The following is an 18,894-nucleotide window of genomic DNA, read 5'->3' as shown; positions in this document are numbered from 1 at the left end:
CACCACCCAGCGGCTGGCCGACCCAAAAACGACTGGGCAGGACTAACCCTCTACGGAATCGTGCGCGAACTCCAACGCGCCCTTGCCCGTTGGATCGGTACCTGCCCGCTCTGCCACCACAGATCTACCACTTACAAAGTGCTACTCGACCAGTGAGCGATCCTCGCCACCGCTGACGATGAGGTCATCGAGATCCAGATCATCATGGAAAGTACGGCAGTGAGCACGGCCCCGCCCACCGCCGCACCTCGACGAGGCAGTGCGGGGCGATCCATCGAGCTGGGCATCGTACGAATCCCAGCAGTTGCGCCGATGCGCGCCGCTCGCGCATCGTCCGGGCATCGCCCCTAGGTCAACCATCTCCACGCGGTACCCCGGACTACACCGCTCAGCGGGCGGATGTTGGAGGATCGAAGGGCACTTCACAACTCGTTCTGGAAGGGTGTGCCAGTGTCCGAATTGCTGGTCTTCGACGATGAGCCCGAACCGCGGACTGCGCTCTGGCATGCCTGCGCACGGGTTCCGACTGCCGCGCCGGGTGATTCGGTGGCGACTGTACTCGGCGACATGGTTGCTCAGCGATACGACTGTGCTTGCGTCGTCGCTGTCCTGGACGGTGGCCGGCTCGTGGGTATCGCACCGATTGAGCGCATGTTCGGCGCCCCGAACGGAGCCACGCTACGCGAGGTGATGGATTCGAATCCTCCGGTGGTCAGGCCCGATACTCACCAGGAACGGGCCGCGTGGCAGGCGGTCCAGCACGGGGAGCCGGGGCTGGCGGTGGTCGATTCCGATGGTCGGTTCCGTGGAGTCATCGCACCGCAGCAACTTCTCGCGGTGCTGCTCCAGGAGCATGAGGAGGACCTTTCACGCCTCGGCGGCTTCCTTCATTCGGTGGAGACCACCCGCGAGACGAGCGTGGAGAGTGTGCGGCGCAGATTGTGGCACCGGGTTCCGTGGCTCCTCGTCGGATTGTTGGGTGCCATGGTCTCGGCCGTGTTCATGGCGGCATTCGAAGTCACCCTCGAAGCGAACGTTGCCGTGGCCTATTTCGTACCTGGAATCGTCTATCTCGCGGACGCTGTCGGGACACAGACCGAGACCCTGGCGATCCGCGGCTTGTCGGTGGGGGTAGGAATTCGACGTATCGTGCGAAGGGAGGCGCTCACCGGTCTGTCGGTGGGTGCTCTCCTCGCAGTGGTGATGCTCCCCGTCGTCAGCCTGATGACCGGTGACATGATGCTCGCGGTCGCGGTGGCCATCGCGGTTCTCGCGGCCAGTGCGATCGCCACTTTCGTGGCGATGGTATTGCCGTGGCTCCTCCAGCGGCTCGGGAAGGACCCCGCCTTCGGTTCCGGTCCGCTTGCCACTGTCGTTCAGGACCTGCTGTCAATCTTGATCTATCTCGCGGCCGTCACCAGCCTCGTCACCTAGATCCGCTGCCCCGACCGTCATATGATCCCGAGCACGGACCGTGCGCCGCGGACGTTTCGACGCGATTGCGTCGCGAGCAAGGCAGCCAGCATCCGCCGTCCGAACGGCGTCGAACGCCGGATCGCGACGAGCTGCAGCGTCCACCTCGGTCTCAGTATGTGGCAGTTGTTGTAGCCATATTCGTGCACGGCCAAACCGCATCGTGCTGTGGCGCTGCCATTTCGGGCACACCCACTCCGACGCTGAGTGTACGGGAACATGCTTGTCCGGATTCACCCCCACCCGCGGGAACACGATTGGCAGATAGTCTGCGTCGTTTCGATCACAGCGGAAATCCTCATCGCCCGGTTCCCACCATCGGGCAGGGCCGCCTGCAGCACGCCGTAGTCTGCGTCCACGCCGCGACCCCGCAGGCGAGTGGTACGTTGCCGCGGTGGCCGGCGGGGGATCGCAGCGCTCAGCCAGCGAGGGCCTTGAAGACCTCGTAGACCATCCAGGCCGGCCACAGTAGCCCTTGGACGATCGCGAGGACGTACTCCCAGAATGCGTCCGCCTGCTGCCAGAACCATACCCAGGCTCCGAAGATGCCCAGGGCGTATATCGCTCCGCCACCCGCGGCGCCGGTGTTGCTGTCGCTCATCGTCAGATTCCTTCCCCACGGCGGATCCGCTGGTGACCGCCGACCGGTCGCGAAAGGTTCCCGCCCGATGTCGTTCGGGGAGCATGACCTTGTGCCCCCGCAGCACCGGAAATCGGGCCATGCACCCCGAGCAGTAGGACGTCGTCGGGGCAACGCGGGCCGACATCCGGGATGCGGATGCCGAGGGGTTCGATCGCATCCATCGTCTCAGTGTCATCACCGCCGGTGTCCAGATGCCAGAGTCCTTGGTCACCTCACGCCGCTGTGCTGAAGCAACATTGGGTCAACGGCCGCCGGGGTGCGCGAGAGTCCGGCACATCCAGGCTGTGCTGCGCTCCGAGCACCCGGCACTGTACGCCCCCGGTGGGCGGTGGATGTGGGCTGGACGAAGTTCACGTCTGCGGACTTCGCCCGTCGTCAGCCATCCGTTTCGAGGCGCTCGGTCCTTGGTCCGTGGGCTGGTGACCTTCTCCCCTACGGGTGCCACACGCGGGCCGCAACGATGAAGGTCAAGGCAGAAACTGGCGCCAGCAACCCGTAGGAGTGCACCATGTCCGGCCACCGCCCGATCGTTGTGGGAATCGACGGCTCACCATCATCATTGCAGGCTGTGTCGTGGGCGGCCAGGGAAGCCGCGCTCCGCAACACGCCCCTGTCACTGATCACGACGGCGTTCGTTCCCGGAATGTACGGCGTCCCGATCGGTATGCCCTCCAGCTTCTTTGATGACGAGGAACGCGACGGCAACGACAGGTTGGACCGTGCGGCGCAGACCGCCCGTGACGCGGTGACCGGACACACCATTGAGATCGTCACCACCGTCTGCACCGGGACGCCGGCCGGTGAACTTCTTGCGCGGTCCGCGAGGGCTTCGATGCTCGTGGTCGGCGCGAACAGACGGGGAATCATCGAACGTGCCGTCCTGGGATCGGTCAGTTCGGCGGTTGCTGCCCACGCCCGGTGCCCGGTGGCCGTGATCCGTGGAGTACCCGATCGCGACATCAATGACATTCCCGGACCGGTTGTCGTCGGCGTCGACGGAACTCAACACAGTGCACCTGCCATCGCGATGGCCTTCGAGGAAGCAGCCCTGCGGCAGTCGGAACTCGTCGCCGTTCACGCATGGGCCGACATTGTTCTGGAACTGTCCTTGGACGGGGGCACCGAGGCCGAGTGGAAGCGGGATGCGGCCGACGAAACCGCCTTGCTGTCCGAGAATCTCGCCGGCCGCGCGGAGAATTATCCGGACGTGAAGGTGCGCACCATCGTGGTCAGGGATCGGCCCACCCGACACCTGCGGGAGCAAGCCGAGGGCGCGCAGCTTCTCGTGGTGGGGAGTCGGGGGCGGGGAGGGTTTTCCAGCATGCTGCTGGGGTCGACCAGCAGGGCGTTGATGCATTCGGTCGTCTGCCCCCTCCTCATCGTGCGCTAGCGGCGCTAGCGGCGCCAGCGGGACGGGCGGGGTGTGATTCGGCCGATCTGGAGGAATGGCAATGCGATCCGACCCGCTGAGGGCGCTCAGGAGGAGATGTATCGTGCACGACCCCGGTCGCAGATCGAGCCTGATCGAAGCCCAGCTGCCGATTTATGAGCAACGCATTCTTCGCACGCAGGTCGTATGTGCGTCTGCGCCGGAGATCTTCGCAGCCCTTCGCCGCGTCGACTTCTTCCGGTCGCCAGTGGTCGCGCTGCCGAACCTGGCCCGAATTGCGATCGACGCCCTCCGCGCACGTCGGTGTGCACATATCCAGCGGAGTGGGTCCGAATTCCGTTTCGACCAGCTGCTGGAACCCGACGGCGGGTTCCAGCTTCTCGCGGAGGAGCCCGACCACGCGCTGGTGCTCGGGTTCATCGGGCGCTGGTGGGAGCAGGGCTACGGCCGCGTCGAGTGGGCCCCCGCGGACTTCGGCCAGTTCTCCCGTCCCGGATATGGCCTCGGCGCCTGGGGTTTCGCGGTTCTCGCCTACGACGCGCGTACCTCCATCCTGGTCGCCGAGGTCCGCGTCCACGGCACCGATGAGAGGGCGCGGCGGATGTTTCGCAGGTATTGGACGGTGGTGGGTCCGTTCGTCAAGGCGATGAGCGGGCCGATACTGCGACTGATCCGTGACGAGGCGGAGTCTCGCCCTCGCTTCCCGCGGCCGGACGGTGCGGAAGAATCGAGATGACCAACTGGGCTTGCTGAGGACGTTCGGAAGCCGACCCCGTCGAGCGTGGTTCGCGGCTGACCCCGCGTTGCGGCGAACACGCGGTCCTGTCCGTCATGCGATGGCCGCCCGGAGTTGTTCGTGCAGAGCCGCGGCGAGGGCGTGGATCTCCGGTACGACGTCGGGGTCGACGATGATCGTGACCGTCAGGGTGCCTGCGTAGGACAGCGCCGCGAACGCGACGCCGACGTTCCCCGCGGTGGCGGTGATCGGCGTGATGCCGGTGATCGGGGCTCCGGCGACGGCGAGTTGTCCGGGTGGGCCGGGCAGGTCGGTCAGGAACGAGTTGACGAGTCGCTGACGGTCGACGAACCACCGCAACAACCGCACGGCGGCCAGGAACCGAAGGACGGGGCCGATCAGTGCCGAGGAGGTACCTCGGGTTCGGGTTTTCTGGGCGCGGGTAACGCCCGACACGGTGGTGAGCCGCTGTGTGAACGTTCCGGCGAGCGGTACACGAACCGGCATCACACCGACCTGGTTTCCCAGGTGCCCACTCGTGGTCGATCGCCGGGCCGAGACGGGCACCGAGACCACCAACTCCGGGGGGAACTCGTCCCGTTCACGCAACAGTGCGGCCAAAGCCCCGGTGGCGGCGACCAACAGGACATCGTTGACGGTGGCCCCCACCCTGTGGCCCGCCGCGCGCACACCGTCGAGGTCGACCTCCACGGACACCGCCGCGCGGCGGGAGCCGGTGGCGACATTCAGGGAACACCGGGCTGCCCGCCGGCCGCGACCGCCACCGAGTTCGGTCCAGCCGCCCCGCATTCGTGCGAGGACGTGCGGAAGCCGGCGCAGCGTGGAAAGGCGTTCGGCAACGCAGTCGGACAGGAGATCACTCGGGCGGGGCGCCGGGGACGGGGCTGCAGTGTCGGCTGCCGGCTCCGTCGCGTCCATGCCGTCGACGAGGCGCGCGAGGACGGCGAGGCCACCGATTCCGTCGGCCAGGACATGGTGCATCACCATCACCAGACCGACCTGACCGTCGACGAGGTCGGTGATGATCGCCGCCCGCCACAGTGGCCGTGACCACGGCAGCGGCCTGGTCACCGCGTCCACAGCGGATGCGAGGGCAGCGTCACGGTCCCCCGGACTCGGGCACTGCACCCGGGACACATGGGCCCCGGCGTCGAACCTGTCGTCGTCGACCCAGTACGGCCGACCCAGGCCGCACGGTGCCCTGACCAGACGCTGCCGCAAGCGCCGAACCCCTGCGATCCGGTGCCTGAACGTGGCGTCGACGGTCGACGCGTCCACGCCGCTCTCAGCGGCAACGAACAGTATGGCGCCGATATTCAGAGGTACCGGTCCGACATCCGAGACGAGCTCGATCACATCGCCGGGGCCGATGCGGTCTACACCGCCATGCCGGCGAGAGAGGGGATCTCCATATTCGACCATCATTGGGAGGCCGCGTCCGCCGCGTCCGCCGCGCGCGCCGCGGCGAGGAGGGTCAGGACACCGCGTTCGATCGAGTCGGCAAGGTCGGTGAGGTCCGGGGTTGTGTCGTAGTCCCCGGTGAGACCGAAGGCGAGATGGTCGCTGTAGCTGAGGATCGCGACCCCGATCCGCAGCCGCAGCGCGATGGGCACGTACGGGAAGATCTCCAGGATCGTCCGTCCCAGCACGTGTCGGGTGGCCTTCGGTCCGGGCACGTTCGTGGCGACGGCGACGACACTGTGCTGAGGGAACCGGGTCGCGAGCCGAACGGCCCAGGCCATGGGCATGAACGGCCCGTACTGGGCCACCGCGGTGAACGCCTTGCCCCCTTCGGCTTCCTTACTCGTCTTGTGTGCCGTCAGCCGGTCGTGGACAGCGACCAATTGCTCGACCGGGTCGTCGATGTCGACGGGCAGGAAGGGCAGCATCAGCGAGACCTGATTGTGGGTCCCATCTTCCTCGGCTGCGGAGCGGACGGACACGGGAACGAGCGTACGGGCCGTGTGCGGTTCGGGGCGCTCGCCGCGCTGCAGGAGCAATTGCCGCAGTCCGCTGGTGATCGCGGCGAGTGCGACGTCGTTCACCGTGACCCGGTACCTGGTGCAGATTTCGCGGACGTCGTGCATCCGGACTCGCGCGGCACAGTAGCGGCGCTGGCGCCCGATCGGTCCGATCAGCGAGGTGTCCGTAGACGAGGTCAGCATCTCGGACAGCAGGTGGGTGAGGCCGGTTACGACGCCGATACCGGCGGCCGTGAGCCGGCGTGGAACGGCCAGAGCCGCCGAGACGAGCCGGAGTTGCCGGATCGGGGAGAGGAACTCCATCATCGAGCGGACCAGGTTCTCGTCGCTCTCGAGGCGTGTGCCGCCGGTCGGCACCGGATCGGCGTTGGTGTCGGTGTCGGTGTCGGTGTCGGTGTCGGTGTCGGTGTCGGTGTCGGTGTCGGTGTCGGACTGTGCAGTCCTCGACGTTTCGGCCACGACTTGGTCGCACATAGCCTCGAACAGTTTCGTTCCGGTGATCCCGTCCGCCATACAGTGATGAATCTTGGTCAGCACCGCCCAGCTGTCGTCGGTCAGGCCTTCGACGACCCAGCACTCCCACAAGGGGCGGTCGCGGTCGAGCCGGTGCGCCATCACCCGGGCGACGAACCCGAACAGGGCCTCCTCCTCCCCTGGCTCCGGGAGCGCGACCCTCCGCAGGTGATGACCGAGGTCGAAACGCGGATCCGGTGACCAGGTAGGTGCGCTGAAGTCCAGCGGGACGGTGTGAACCCTGTCGCGGGCGTGCGGGAGCTCCGCGAAACGGGCGACCACGGTGTCACGAAACTCGTCCTGCCCGGGAACGGGGCCCTCCAAGATGGCGAGAGCACCGATCGTCAGGCTCGCGTGTGGGTCGGAGTCCTCCGTTTCCAGGAAACCCGCGTCCAGGAAACTCAAGTTGTTGTCATCCACTGGCTCTGGCCTCACAAATCGTCGTCATCTTCACTGTCCGACATCAGCCCGGTGGGCACCCACACGTGCTCTCACGCCCTGACGCCGTGCCTTCGACCTGCTGCCGCCGTGTCGTGGTGTCTTCGTCAGCTGACCGGCCACCCTGGGGCCTTTCCGATGTTCCTCCACTCCTGCTCCCACTGCGACATCCGGTACCTCGCCGCTGCCCAGCGAATTCCCATCCACACCATGAGGCAGAACGACGCACCCATCGTCCACACCGCGAGTGCGGCGGCCACGGCCTCGGACGCGTTCTCGGTGCCGGTCTTCGGCGCATCGACGACGTGGCGGGCTGGGTCGATCCAGATGCTGATCGTTTGTCCCGCTTTCGCTTCCGGCTCGGTCTGCACCTGGCGGGTATGTGTGGTGCCATCCGCGGTCCACTGGGCCGGTGCCTGCCCCGTGGTACTCGTTGCCGGGGTGGTATCCGCCAGGTTCACAGTGGCGTCCTCGAGGAGCACTGCCGTGATCTGATGCCGGGTTTCGCGGTCGGCGCGGGACTGGTCATTGAGGCGTGTGTGGGTGGCGGTGCCGAAGGCTGCGGCGAAGGGCACCAGGATCAGGACCAGGGCGATGACGAGCAGGAGGACCGAGGATTCGAGGCGGTCGCTACCGCGCATCAGTCGGTTCCCGCTCCACGGCCCCAATCGCCAGATCCTCACCACCAGTGTCTGTTCCCCGATCATGGCGACCTCCTGCGATTGCTCCTTCGAGTGTCGCGCCGCAGCGGGGTGCCGATGTAGGGCCCAAGGTCATCGCCCTGTTCGGATCTTCGCGGACGTCGGTTGCTCGTCCGGTTTTCGGCGGTCGAATCGTCCTCGCCCCTACGTCCCCCGGCGCGGTCTGGCAATCAGGAGGGGACAGGGGGTGATGTGCAGTAAGGCTGCGCTGGTCGAGCCGAGGGTCATCCCGGGGAAGCCGCCCCGCCCGTGGCTGCCGACGACGATCATCTGGGCTTCGTCGGCCATCTCGAGGAGATGGCGCACGGGACGGTCCCGAACGAGGCTCTGCCGCACCGGGACGTCGGGGAACCGTGCACACCATTCGGCCACGCTGTCCGCGAGCACCGACCGCTCCGAGGTCTGGTCCGCACCGACCGGGAGTGTCGACAGGTCTTGGTCGGACCACGCGTGCAGCGCGATCAGTTCCGCGCCGTGGAGGGAACATTCCTCGAACGCCAGGCCGATGGCCCGTGCACTGTTCGGGGATCCGTCGACGCCGACGACGACGGGCCCGGTGCCGCCGGCGACTGTCGACCAGCCGTCGATCACGGCGACCGGGCACTGCGCATGGCGCGCCACGGCCGAGGTCACGGAGCCGATCAGTCCGTCGGTGAACTCGCCGAGTCCGCGGCGGCCGAGCACGACCATGTGCGCCCCAGCGGATCGGTCGACGAGTGATCCCGGGGCGTTCTGGTGGGACACCTCGGCCCGGATGTCGATGTCTACGTCAGCGGACCCGGCGCGGGCGATCTCGAGGGCTTCGGCAAGGTCCCGCTCGGCTCGGGCGTGGAGCGTGTCCGCGAGTCGAGGCCCGTCTGCGGTCCCGCGATACGTGATGCAGGACAACAACAGTAGCGGCGCCCTGCGCACCCTCGCCTCACGTGCGGCCCACCGCACCGCGTCGAGCGACGACGGGGATCCGTCCACTCCCACAACGATCGCCGGATCGACCATGGTGACCTCCTCATCGATTCCGCGCGCTGCCCGAGCCACCATCGTGTCATCGATCTTCCGTCGCGTGGCTGAAAGATCGCCGTGTGCCGGGGGCCCTTCCCCTACGCACCGGGCGGGTCGCCCGGAGCCGGCCTTTCTCGAACCAGGACTTCCGACAAGGGGCGCCTGGGGGTGGTCGACGGTTCCCCAGCTCCGGCGCCCGCGCCCACCCTGATCAGGACCTGCGGCAAGCCTTCCCCGGCGGACAGCTCTCGCAGCAGTGTCCGTGTCGCGGCGCGTTCGGTCAGATGGGTAACAGGGCAGGTGGCGAGCCCGCGGTCCGTGCATGCGAGCAGTACTGCGGAGAGTGCTTCGCCGCTCCGCAGCCAATCACGTGTCGAATCGCTGGAGGTGGAGAGCAGCAGGATCGCGGATCGGTCGTCCGAGGGGTGGTCGCCGGGTGTGGACATGCGGCGGCCGGGGGGAAACTCTCGCGAGAGGTGCACCGCGTGTTGCTGCCTGGCCGCCGGACGCGCCTGCTCCGGCACACCCTCGGGGAACAGTCCCCGCCCCGACCACCATCGCAATTCGGCTTGGTAGGTGGGGTCGTCGTGTCGTAAACCGGTCATGCGGCGTGAGGCGTCCTCGAGTGCGCGGCGGCTTCGCTCGCCCAGGTCTTCGAGTTCGACGCCTGTTCCCGCGGTGATTCGCAGCAGCTGTTCGAGTGTCTCGCCCCAGACGGGGGGTGCGTCCAGGGGCAATCGTTCGGTTCGTCGTCGTTCGATCGCCGCCGCCATTCGGGCGACGAAATCTGTCGGGTTCGGGGCCGGGGCGAAGCCGATCGTCGACAGAAGTTGCCGGTCGGTCGAGCGCGGCAACCGTTCGATCAGAGTACGCCAGTGCTGTGCCGCGAAGGCGTACTCGAGATGATTCAACACTGCACCGCAGGAGATCACCATCTGCCGACCGAACCCATCGGTGGCGGGCAACAGCCGGTCGGGATCGCTGTACAACCGCAGCTCAGCTGCGCCCATCACCCAATGCCACGGCTGGCTGTTGTGCAGCGACGGCGCCCGGCACGCCCGCGCCACAGCTGATTCGACGACACGACGGTCAGGTACCGTCGGGGCCGCTCGCGTATTCACCGCGTGTCCGTGAGTGTGGTGGGCGCTCCGCCGATCATCGTGTGTCTCCTGCGTTGTCGTAGCTTCGAGTGTTCCGTCCGCGGACCCGGTGACTCTAGGGCCGTAGGTCATCGACACCGGGCGGACGACCGCCCGGGCGGAACCGGCGCATCCGCGGGATGATCACCGGACGAGCATGACCCACACGGTCACAGCCGTGACAGCGACCGGTGGGACCAGCCACGCCGCCAACGTCATTGCGAACCGGAACGAACCGGCAACCGCGGCGAGGACCAGTTTGGTGAGCAGGTTCGTTCCGACGGCGACAACTGCGGCCACCGTCGCGGTGTCGACGGTGATCTCGGCGCCTGCCGCGGACGCCGCGGCGAGCGAGGACGAATGGGCATCGGCCAATCCGCCGACGGCCGACGCGGCGATGACACCGCCGCCACCGAAGAGGTCCGCGGCGCCCTTCGTCATGATGAGCAGGACGAGCAGGATCCCTGCCAGGGAGAGGGTGGCCGGCACCGAGATCGGGCGGTCGAGCACACCCGTGGCCGGCTGCGCCCCCTGGCCGTCGCTGCCCGACGATCTCTCGTGCGATCCCCGGAGCACCAGAACGGCGGTCTCCGCGACAACGAGTGCGGCGGCCCCGCCGAATATCAGTGCCAGCTGCGCCGAGACCTCGGAACTGACGACCCAGGTGATCCCGACCACGAGCACGATGGTGGACAGGTTCACAATCAGTGCCGCAGGGAGGGCATCGGGCGAATCCTGTTCTCGGCGCGCCGTCCGCGCCATCACCGCGGTGGTCGCCGCACCGGAGACGAAACCGCCGCCGAAACCGACGATCAGCAGCCCCCACCGTGGGCCGAGGATCCGGGTAGCGATGTAGCCCATCCAGCCGATCAGGCTCAGCATCAACACCAGTCGGCCGATCGTCGCGGGGTTCAACGCGCCGTAGGGTCCGACGTCACGGTCCGGAAGGAGGGGCAGGACGAGGAAGCCGATCGCGAGCAGCACGCAGAAGTCGGTGATGTCGCGCTCGTCGATCATGTGCTCCGCGAACTCGTGCATGGGGTACTTGACGGAGAGCAGGACGAGCACGATCACGCCGAGCCCGACGGCAAGCGACGGATAATGCCAGGCGAGGGCGCCGAGCAGGAACGCCACCAGGGCGGCGAACGCGGTGGTGGTCCCGACATCCGGTCGCGGCGGGATGTGGGTGCGTACCCAATACCACCCCACGGTGAGGGCCGCGATCCCCACGAACGCCGTGGTGACGACGGCGGTGCCGAGATGCGCCGCGATGGCGCCGGCGAGGGCGATGAGCGGAAAGGTGCGTGCGCCGGGCAATTCCCCCGTTCCCGGGTCCGCACCGTCGGGTGGGGTTCGTGCCGCGTGTTCCCGCTCGATTCCCAGCCCCAGCCCGATCAGCAGGGCGGCGGCGTAGCCGTAGGCGTGGAACTCAGCGACGTCCACGGTTTACCCGAACTCCACTGCCCGGTCATGCACCGTTGGCGGTGTCACGGTCAGATCTTGCTGATCATGACCGGACACCTGGCCCGGTGAAGCATGTCCTGACTCGTCGACCCGAGGACCGCACGGCCGAGCGCGCCGTGCCCGTGGCTGCCGACAACCAGAAGCTGCGCGTCCGCACACCAGCGAAGCAACACCTCGCCTGTGCCACCGCACTCGACGATCTCTCGCACGCTCACGTCGGGATATCGCTCACCCCAACCGGCCAGGCTTTCCGCCAGAACGGCCCGTTCCCGTTGCCGTGCCGAGACCTCGTCGGCATCGTTCTTGGCGACGTGCGGAACATCCGACCCCCACGAGTGCACGGCCACCAACGGCGCATCGAAGCATCCCGCGAAGTCGAAGGCGTCGGCCACGGCGGCGACACTGCACCGGCTACCGTCCACACCGACGACGACCGTGCGGCGGTCGGGAATCACATGCTCGTCGGGTCCCCGCCACACCACCACCGGGCATCGGGAGTGATGAGCAAGTCGCAGCGCCGTCGCATTCAGATACCCCTGCACCGGCCCGTGTGCCGTCGACCCGATCACCACCATCGACGCCGCATTCGCCAACGGCAACAAGACGTCGGCCGCCGTCGACCCGGTCAGCAGGGAACACTCCACGGCGAGGACAGCCCGGTCGGCCCTGATGCTGCGCAACGCACCGGACAGGAACGTTTCCCCGGCGAAGTGATCTTCGTCGTCCGCCGGCAGCAGACGGGGTTCGGCGTAGAAGAGCGGTGGTGGGGGGAGTACGTGAACCAGGTGCAGCGTCGTTCCCCGCTGCTCCGCGACCGCGGCGGCCCAGCGCGCCGCCGCTCGCGCTGCCGTCGACCCGTCGACTCCGACGACAACCGGCTCGAGAGAAGGCGTCCTCGCGTCAGTCACGGCGACCTCACCACGTCGTAGAGTGCCAATTGACTGGGGACATCGCCGATCAGACGATGAACCGCGGGCGCCGACGACCATGCGTTGAGGTCGAACACGTGCGCCGCGCCCGCGGTCGGACGCAGCAGACCCGCGAGTAGGCGCGGCGTGGTCGACGTTCCGGTGCCGTTGGGGTCGAGATAGCCGAAGACCCCATCTTCGACCATGTTCAGGTCCACCGAGTCCGGGGCCGGCACGGCGCCGAACCGCGGCGTGCGGCCGACCGTGTGAATGGCGATGGCGCTGAACATGTTCTCAGGCTTGCAGCGCGCTGTTGCCGCCAGTAGGGCCTTCCGACCTGAATCGTCGCCGGTTGTCCGGCGGTGACCATCGGCCCTAACCTCGGGCCGGTGGACGGAGAACACTGTGGTGTACGCACCGTACGTTCCGCCCCGGGGCGGGACGGTGTGCGAGTCACCGAGGAGGCAATCGTGGACAGCACCACTCCCGACGAGAACGTCGTGCGCATTGCCGTGGACCTCGCCTGCCGGGCGCCATCGGTACACAACAGTCAGCCGTGGCAGTGGACGTACGCCGACGGGCAACTCGACCTCTACACCGAACGCGGCCGGCTATTGACGTCGGCCGACCCCTCGGGCCGGCAATTGGTCATCAGTTGCGGTGCGGCGCTGAATCATTTCCAGACGGCGTTGACCGGACTCAAATGGTCCGCGGACATCCGGCGCGTCCCCGAGGGACCGCACTCGGCGCATCTGGCGACGATCCGGTTCCGCCACGATGCCCGGCCGCAATCGCACGACTTCGACCTGCTCGCGGCGATCCGACACCGACACTCCGACCGCAGACCGTTCGACCCGGTGAGCATGAAGACCCCGCTGCCCACGACACTGCCCGACGTGGCGCGGCGCACGGACGTCCACCTGACGGTGCTGGGACAGGACGCTCGTCCAACGCTTGCGAAGGCCACCGAGCTGACCGCGGCGGCACGGAAATACGACTCCGCCTATCAGACCGAGCTGCATTGGTGGGCCGGTCATTCCATTCCGCAGGGTGGAATACCGGCGGATGCGCTCGCGACCGCCGAGAACCGTGACCGGGTCGACATCGGGCGCCGCTTCCCCCCCGGGCTCGACAACAGTTCGACCACGGAGATCGACCGCTCGACGGTGCTGGTGTTGAGCACCGACTCCGACGGCCGCGCCGCGTGGTTGCGGGTCGGTGAGGCCCTGTCCGCGGTGCTGCTGGAGGCCACGGTCGCCGGCCTGTCGACGTGTCCGCTGACGCACATGACCGAGCTCCGTCAGGGCCGGGAGATGATCCGCGAACTGCTCCCCGACCGCGGCGTCCCGCAGGCCCTGATCCGGGTCGGTACGACTGCCAAGAAGATTCCGCCACGGCAGACTCCGCGACGCCCCGTCGAATCGGTGTTCTCGATCGGCCGCCGCCACTCCACTCGTTGACGATCCCGGTAACGCCTACCCACGGTCACGACCTTCGCTCCGACGGCTCCCCGATCTCCGCCAGCACCGCCGAGGTGGCCGTGTCGACAGCGCGACGCACTGCCGGTGACAGCCCGCGGCCATCACCCAGATCAGTGACCTCCACGGCCAGGATGACCATCCTGGCCGGTAGCCGATCCAGTACGGCGCCGAGCCCAATGGTGTCGTCGAGCGAGATTCCGTGCGTGCTGAACGTCCCCGCCCGCACGTCGCCGAGCTCGTCCGGAGCGAGCCGGTACACGGTGCCGGGTCGCGGTGAGTCGCAGACGACGGCGTCCACGACGACGGCCAACTGCGCACCGGTCCACGCGTCGAGCAGAGTGGCCGGGTCCCCATTGGACACGGACACGCACACGTCCGGGACGCCGTGGCCGGCCACTTGCCGGGCAACCGCCGGACCGATCCCGTCGTCGCGGCGAAGATCGTTTCCCAGCCCGATCACCACGACGGTCATCGGCGGTCCACCGTGAGCGTCAGAAAGTGGGTGGCGCAGGAGATACACGGATCGTAGTTGCGGATGGTGCGTTCGCACAGCGTCGTCAGCTCGTCATCGGCCAGCATCAGGTTCGCGTCCACCGCGCACCGTAGGTCGTGTTCGATGGCGGCCTGATTCTGCGAGGTCGGGGGAATGATGGTGGCGGCGCGGATCAACCCGGTCGGATCGACTTCGTAGCGGTAATACAGCAGTCCCCGGGGCGCCTCGCTGACACCGTGCCCGACCGCCCGTATCGGGGCGCCCGGAGTGAACGGCTGCGCAGGCCGCTCGTATCGGTCGATGACCCGCAACGCTTCCTCTACCGCGTAGACAACCTCGACGGCGCGGACAATGATGCTGCGGTACGGGTTCCGGCACTGCGCACCCAGCCCGGCGTCCGCGGCGGTCCGCGCCGCCACGCCGCCGAGCTGGGACGAATTGAGCGAGTACCGGGCCAGCGGCCCGGTGAGGTACCGGCGACCGTCCAGCTCGGCGTGCAGCGCGGTCGAGTGCGGCACCTGACGCTCGACCACGTGTGTCGGAAATTCGTCCGCGGTGCACCGCAATCCGGTCGACGACCAGATCTCGCCGTCCTCGATGGCGTAGCGGGAGTCGTCGTGCAGTGCAAGGAGGACGTGGTCGAGTTCGACGTCGGGGAAGTCGAAGCGCGACACCCATTCCACGGTTGCCACGGCGTGCTCGAGTGCCGTGCGCAGTTGCTCGGCCAGGGGAATGAGTTCGGCTGTGGTCGGCACCCGGTGGAACCCGCCGATGCGGACGTTGACCGGGTGGATCGGTCTGCCACCGATCGCCTCGAGGATCGCGTTTCCGGCCTTCTTCAACACCAGGCCCCGCTCGACGGCCTCCCGATCGCGGCGGGCGAGGGCAATCGAATCCGGGAGCCCCAGAAAGTCGGGGGCGTGCAGGAAGTAGATGTGCAGCACATGACTCGCGATCCACTCGCCGCAGTACAGAAGTCGCCGCAGATCCAGCACCGCGTCGTCGAGGTCGAGTTCGCATGCCTGCTCGATGGCGTTGCACGCGCTCACCTGATAGGCGACCGGGCAGATACCGCAGATACGCGAGGTGATGTCCGGGGGCTCGAGAAAGTGCCGGCCCCGGAGGAAGGATTCGAAGAAACGGGGCGGCTCGTAGATGTTGAGCGCGACGCGTTCGGCTCTCCCCTCCCGCACGGTCACGTCGACGCGGCCCTCACCCTCGACCCGGGCGAGGGTGCGCACGGTCAACTCCCTACTCCGCGGCGTCATGGGCGTGCCCTTTCGATCTGTAGGCGGCCACGTTGAACGTGGCGAAGATGCGACCGATGGCGTCGTCGTTCATCCCGCAGGTGCGCAGCCACCCGCTCATCGCGGCGAGATTCGGGTCGGTGGTGGGGCCGAAACAGCCGTAACACCCGCGCGAGACCGCCGGGCACAGGGCGCCGCACCCGGAGTGGGTCACCGGTCCAAGGCACGGGGTGCCGTCGGCGACCATCACACACGTCAGACCGCGCCGCTTGCACTCGGTGCACACGCTGGTGTCCGGGATGTTCGGTCGCCGGCCCGCCAGGTACGCGGTGATCACCTCGAGGAGCTGACGGCGGTCGATCGGGCACCCCCGCAGCTCGAAGTCGACGGGGACGTGCGCCGAGATCGCCGTCGAGGTGGCCAGGGTGTCGATGTAGTCGGGGCGGGCGTAGACCACCGACAGGAAGTCGTCGATGTCGGCGAAGTTGCGTAACGCCTGGATGCCGCCGGCCGTCGCGCAGGCCCCGATCGTGACCAGGTATCGGGACTGCGCCCGCACCGCGCGGATGCGGTCCCGGTCGGCGGCCGTGGTGATCGACCCCTCGACCAGCGACAGATCGTACGGGCCCGCGGTGATCGTGTTCGACAGCTCCAGGAAGTGCGAGATCTCCACGGCCTCGGACAGGGCGAGCAGCTCGTCCTCGCAGTCGAGCAACGTCAGCTGACAGCCGTCGCAGGAGGCGAACTTCCACACGGCGAGTTTCGGTGTGGTGGTCGGTGGTGCGCTCATCACAGCTCCGGGATCCGTAGGAGTGGTTCGGCGACGGCGTAGTCGACGACGGGGCCGTCCCGGCACAGCAGCAGTTCGCCGAGCTGGCAGTGCCCGCAGAGGCCGGCGCCGCACTGCATGTTCCGTTCCACGGACACCTGGATGTCGCGCGGATCCACCCCTCGGTCGGTCAGTGCCCGGGCGCAGAACCGCATCATCGGCTCCGGCCCACACAACAGGGCGGTGGTGCGTTCGGGGTCGACGTCTATCCGGTGCAGGGATTCGGTGACGAATCCGACGCCGCCCGTCCATCCCGCGACCGGCTGGTCGATCGTCAATTCCACGGCAAGGTCTGCGCGGGCCTGCCATGTTTCGAGTTCGGTGCGGTAGAGGATGTCCGCCGGGCTGCGCGCGCCGACGACGAGGGTGACTCGGCGGAAGCACTCCGGTGCGGCCAGCGCGGCGAGGACCACCGGGCGCAGTGGCGCCAATCCCACTCCCCCGGCGACGATCACGAGGTCGCGGTCCGTGCTGGCGGGCAGGTTCCAGCCCCGCCCGAAGGGGCCGCGGACGCCGATGATCGTGCCGAGCGGGGCGTCGTGCAGGGCCCGGCTCACGGCTCCGACATCGCGGATCGTGTGGACCAGGGTGCCGTCCTTCACGGAGGGGTCTCCGGACACCGAGATGGCGACCTCGCCGACCCCGTGGGCATACAACATCATGAACTGGCCGGGGGCGAACTGGCTTTCGGGAACACCGGCGATCGGCTGGAGCGTCAGAGTCGCGGTGTCCTGCGTTTCGATCGCACGGGAGACGACGCGGTAGCCCAGTGGAAGCGTCCTTTCCTGCGACACGGTGTCACTCCTCGCGACGGCCGGCGTAGAGGTCGAGCAATCGCGCCCGGGTGGAGTGGAGGCGGGCGATGAGCACCTCCGACAGCGCGCGAGTGACCGCGTACGTGAAGGCCGGTTCGTCGGCGGCCGTCGCCTGCAGGGCGATCACGTCCAGTTCGGTGGCGTCGGTGGCTTCGGTGGCGTGCGCCGTGAATTGCCAGCGTGGATTCGCGCCGAGCCAGGACCAGCCCAGGATGTCACCCCCGTGGAGTGTTTCGAGGCTGATGGTGCCGCGACCGGGCACCACCGTCGTCAGGGACACACTGCCGGTGTGCAGCAGCCAGCACCGGGTCGCCGGATCGTTCTCCCGGAAGACGAGGTCTCCGGGAGCGAACCGGGCCGCGGTGGTGAAATCTGCGAGCCGGACACGATGCTTCTCGGCGAGTGCTGCGAGCGCGGCCGGAAGGACTTGTTCGTCAGCGTTCACCGGCCCTCCCGCCCCCAGGCCGGCAGGAGCTGCGACAGCCGCCCCGCTTCCTCGGTGATGTCGATGCCGACCGGGCACCAGTCGATGCATCGTCCGCATCCCACGCACCCGGAGCTGCCGAACTGGTCGAACCAGGTTCCGAGTTTGTGGGACATCCACTGCCGGTATCGGCTCTCCCCCGACGTCCGGACGTTCCCGCCGTGCACATAGCTGAAGTCGGGTTCGAAACACGACGACCAGTGCTGCCAGCGCTCGGCGTGCTCCCCGGTCAGATCGGTGAGGTCCTCACTGGTGGTGCAGAAACAGGTGGGGCACACCATGGTGCAGTTTCCGCAGGTCAGACACCGGCTGGCGACGTCCGCCCAGACGTCGGCATCGCGGGCGTCGCGGAGCAATGCATGAAGATCCACCTCGGGCATGGCCCTCCCCATCCGGCCGGCCGCGGCGCTCACGGCCTGCCGGGCGTCGTCGACCTCAGCGGTCGCGGTGGCGCGGTGAGCCACCTCGGCGAGGACGTCGGCCCCGGCGTCGGTGCCGACCTCGACGACGAAGCGGTGCCCAAGGTCGTCGATGCGTTCGGTCAGTGCCAGGTCGTACCCGGGGCCGGCCGCCGGTCCGGTCCCCATCGAGGCGCAGAAACACACACCGCCCGGTTCGGTGCAGTGGGCGGCCACGATGAACAGTCGCCGGAACCTGCGGGCGGTGGTGCTGTCGGAATCGGGATCCGGGCACAGCACCCGGCGCAGGACCGCGATCGCCGCGAGATCACAGCCTCGGACCCCCACGAATGCGTAGGGCCGCTCGTCATGTGCCGGTCCGGTGAAGGCACCGTCTCGGTCGACGGACCACTGCTGCTGCCGCGGCGGGTGGAGGAACCGTTTCCACGACTGCGGGCCTGCCGAGTGGCCGAAGACCGCGGCATCGTCTCGCCGCCGCAGCCGATACGTCCCGGGTCCGGTCGTCACACCCCAACCGGACGGCAGCTGCGCACCGGATTCGAGTTCGGCGAGAACGATCGCCGAGTCCTCGACGGTGGGTCCGACGACGAGGTAGCCGCGGGCCCGGAGGACCTCGATCAGGTGGTCGAGACCGCGGCGATCGAGAACACTCGCCTCGGTGTGCGCTGCAGGTTGCCCATCCATGCGCTCACTCCTTAGCCGACCCGGCGGGTGTAGGG

General features: G+C 67.9%; 19 protein-coding genes. 4 read left to right on the top strand and 15 right to left on the bottom strand.

What is annotated here, in order from left to right:
• Positions 1-399: 399 nt before the first annotated feature.
• Positions 400-1,434 (top strand): magnesium transporter, encoded by a 1,035-nt coding sequence (locus tag PSR88_RS39940; RefSeq protein ID WP_157180111.1) that lies wholly within the window; start codon positions 400-402, stop codon positions 1,432-1,434.
• 457 nt (positions 1,435-1,891) lie between these two features.
• Here PSR88_RS39940 and PSR88_RS39935 read toward each other — a convergent pair whose 3' ends face one another.
• Entirely contained in the window at positions 1,892-2,074 is a 183-nt protein-coding gene (locus tag PSR88_RS39935) for a hypothetical protein (protein ID WP_016881465.1), read from the bottom strand.
• A gap of 550 nt (positions 2,075-2,624) precedes the next feature.
• Here PSR88_RS39935 and PSR88_RS39930 point away from each other — a divergent pair.
• Positions 2,625-3,506 (top strand): universal stress protein, encoded by an 882-nt coding sequence (locus PSR88_RS39930; protein ID WP_016881464.1) that lies wholly within the window; start codon positions 2,625-2,627, stop codon positions 3,504-3,506.
• A gap of 103 nt (positions 3,507-3,609) precedes the next feature.
• On the top strand, positions 3,610-4,242 hold the full coding sequence (locus PSR88_RS39925) for a hypothetical protein (RefSeq protein ID WP_051004132.1): 633 nt from the start codon (positions 3,610-3,612) through the stop codon (positions 4,240-4,242).
• A gap of 93 nt (positions 4,243-4,335) precedes the next feature.
• On the opposite strand, the gene PSR88_RS39920 is transcribed toward PSR88_RS39925, so the two are convergent.
• The 8 genes from PSR88_RS39920 to PSR88_RS39885 all read right to left on the bottom strand — a co-directional run bounded on the left by PSR88_RS39920 (position 4,336) and on the right by PSR88_RS39885 (position 12,697).
• Positions 4,336-5,685 (bottom strand): wax ester/triacylglycerol synthase domain-containing protein, encoded by a 1,350-nt coding sequence (locus PSR88_RS39920; RefSeq protein ID WP_020476768.1) that lies wholly within the window; start codon positions 5,683-5,685, stop codon positions 4,336-4,338.
• Positions 5,685-7,178 (bottom strand): wax ester/triacylglycerol synthase family O-acyltransferase, encoded by a 1,494-nt coding sequence (locus tag PSR88_RS39915; protein ID WP_016881461.1) that lies wholly within the window; start codon positions 7,176-7,178, stop codon positions 5,685-5,687. Before PSR88_RS39915 ends, PSR88_RS39920 begins: the two co-directional genes overlap by 1 nt.
• A 125-nt stretch (positions 7,179-7,303) precedes the next feature.
• Entirely contained in the window at positions 7,304-7,903 is a 600-nt protein-coding gene (locus PSR88_RS39910) for a hypothetical protein (RefSeq protein ID WP_016881460.1), read from the bottom strand.
• Between the two features lie 138 nt (positions 7,904-8,041).
• Positions 8,042-8,893, bottom strand: coding sequence for a universal stress protein (locus PSR88_RS39905; RefSeq protein WP_029538639.1), 852 nt, complete (start codon positions 8,891-8,893; stop codon positions 8,042-8,044).
• Positions 8,894-8,994: 101 nt separating this feature from the next.
• The gene (locus tag PSR88_RS39900) at positions 8,995-10,017 is read right to left on the bottom strand and encodes an Acg family FMN-binding oxidoreductase (protein WP_016881458.1); all 1,023 of its coding nucleotides are present in this window, start codon (positions 10,015-10,017) and stop codon (positions 8,995-8,997) included.
• Between the two features lie 162 nt (positions 10,018-10,179).
• A complete protein-coding gene (locus PSR88_RS39895; RefSeq protein ID WP_016881457.1) occupies positions 10,180-11,478 on the bottom strand; it encodes an MgtC/SapB family protein in 1,299 nt (432 codons plus the stop codon).
• A gap of 50 nt (positions 11,479-11,528) precedes the next feature.
• On the bottom strand, positions 11,529-12,407 hold the full coding sequence (locus PSR88_RS39890; protein WP_016881456.1) for a universal stress protein: 879 nt from the start codon (positions 12,405-12,407) through the stop codon (positions 11,529-11,531).
• Positions 12,404-12,697, bottom strand: a complete 294-nt coding sequence (locus PSR88_RS39885; RefSeq protein ID WP_016881455.1) for a hypothetical protein — start codon at positions 12,695-12,697, stop codon at positions 12,404-12,406. The genes PSR88_RS39890 and PSR88_RS39885 overlap by 4 nt, the downstream gene beginning before the upstream one ends.
• 156 nt (positions 12,698-12,853) lie before the next feature.
• Here PSR88_RS39885 and PSR88_RS39880 point away from each other — a divergent pair, with 156 nt between their 5' ends.
• The gene (locus tag PSR88_RS39880; protein ID WP_016881454.1) at positions 12,854-13,867 is read left to right on the top strand and encodes an Acg family FMN-binding oxidoreductase; all 1,014 of its coding nucleotides are present in this window, start codon (positions 12,854-12,856) and stop codon (positions 13,865-13,867) included.
• A gap of 25 nt (positions 13,868-13,892) precedes the next feature.
• On the opposite strand, the gene PSR88_RS39875 is transcribed toward PSR88_RS39880, so the two are convergent.
• Genes PSR88_RS39875 through PSR88_RS39850 form a run of 6 tightly spaced genes read right to left on the bottom strand, consistent with a single transcriptional unit; the run spans position 13,893 to position 18,859 of the window.
• Positions 13,893-14,360, bottom strand: a complete 468-nt coding sequence (locus PSR88_RS39875; RefSeq protein ID WP_016881453.1) for a hydrogenase maturation protease — start codon at positions 14,358-14,360, stop codon at positions 13,893-13,895.
• Complete coding sequence (locus tag PSR88_RS39870) at positions 14,357-15,649, bottom strand: Ni/Fe hydrogenase subunit alpha (protein ID WP_029538636.1); 1,293 nt, start codon at positions 15,647-15,649, stop codon at positions 14,357-14,359. The genes PSR88_RS39875 and PSR88_RS39870 overlap by 4 nt, the downstream gene beginning before the upstream one ends.
• Entirely contained in the window at positions 15,633-16,418 is a 786-nt protein-coding gene (locus PSR88_RS39865; protein ID WP_016881451.1) for an oxidoreductase, read from the bottom strand. The genes PSR88_RS39870 and PSR88_RS39865 overlap by 17 nt, the downstream gene beginning before the upstream one ends.
• Entirely contained in the window at positions 16,418-17,251 is an 834-nt protein-coding gene (locus tag PSR88_RS39860) for an FAD/NAD(P)-binding protein (RefSeq protein ID WP_016881450.1), read from the bottom strand. Before PSR88_RS39860 ends, PSR88_RS39865 begins: the two co-directional genes overlap by 1 nt.
• Positions 17,252-17,255: 4 nt before the next feature.
• Positions 17,256-17,717: a cyclic nucleotide-binding domain-containing protein gene (locus PSR88_RS39855; protein WP_016881449.1), complete on the bottom strand. Its 462-nt coding sequence runs from the start codon at positions 17,715-17,717 to the stop codon at positions 17,256-17,258.
• Positions 17,714-18,859 (bottom strand): 4Fe-4S dicluster domain-containing protein, encoded by a 1,146-nt coding sequence (locus tag PSR88_RS39850; protein WP_016881448.1) that lies wholly within the window; start codon positions 18,857-18,859, stop codon positions 17,714-17,716. The genes PSR88_RS39855 and PSR88_RS39850 overlap by 4 nt, the downstream gene beginning before the upstream one ends.
• Positions 18,860-18,894: the final 35 nt, after the last annotated feature.

Origin of the sequence: Rhodococcus sp. DK176 (genome assembly GCF_038447315.2) — a bacterium.
In the GTDB taxonomy this organism is placed as follows: domain Bacteria; phylum Actinomycetota; class Actinomycetes; order Mycobacteriales; family Mycobacteriaceae; genus Rhodococcus_F; species Rhodococcus_F jostii_A.
The sequence above is the reverse complement of the archived record's forward strand: the minus strand, read 5'-3'. Positions and strand labels throughout refer to the sequence as shown.

What these genes read in the sequence shown, in the direction of transcription:
- PSR88_RS39940 (WP_157180111.1), top strand. Translation starts at nt 400, where the DNA reads ATGTTGGAGGATCGAAGGGCACTTCACAACTCGTTCTGGAAGGGTGTG.
- PSR88_RS39935 (WP_016881465.1), bottom strand. Translation starts at nt 2,074, where the DNA reads ATGAGCGACAGCAACACCGGCGCCGCGGGTGGCGGAGCGATATACGCC.
- PSR88_RS39930 (WP_016881464.1), top strand. Translation starts at nt 2,625, where the DNA reads ATGTCCGGCCACCGCCCGATCGTTGTGGGAATCGACGGCTCACCATCA.
- PSR88_RS39920 (WP_020476768.1), bottom strand. Translation starts at nt 5,685, where the DNA reads ATGGTCGAATATGGAGATCCCCTCTCTCGCCGGCATGGCGGTGTAGAC.
- PSR88_RS39910 (WP_016881460.1), bottom strand. Translation starts at nt 7,903, where the DNA reads ATGATCGGGGAACAGACACTGGTGGTGAGGATCTGGCGATTGGGGCCG.
- PSR88_RS39905 (WP_029538639.1), bottom strand. Translation starts at nt 8,893, where the DNA reads ATGGTCGATCCGGCGATCGTTGTGGGAGTGGACGGATCCCCGTCGTCG.
- PSR88_RS39885 (WP_016881455.1), bottom strand. Translation starts at nt 12,697, where the DNA reads ATGTTCAGCGCCATCGCCATTCACACGGTCGGCCGCACGCCGCGGTTC.
- PSR88_RS39875 (WP_016881453.1), bottom strand. Translation starts at nt 14,360, where the DNA reads ATGACCGTCGTGGTGATCGGGCTGGGAAACGATCTTCGCCGCGACGAC.
- PSR88_RS39870 (WP_029538636.1), bottom strand. Translation starts at nt 15,649, where the DNA reads ATGACGCCGCGGAGTAGGGAGTTGACCGTGCGCACCCTCGCCCGGGTC.
- PSR88_RS39865 (WP_016881451.1), bottom strand. Translation starts at nt 16,418, where the DNA reads ATGAGCGCACCACCGACCACCACACCGAAACTCGCCGTGTGGAAGTTC.
- PSR88_RS39850 (WP_016881448.1), bottom strand. Translation starts at nt 18,859, where the DNA reads ATGGATGGGCAACCTGCAGCGCACACCGAGGCGAGTGTTCTCGATCGC.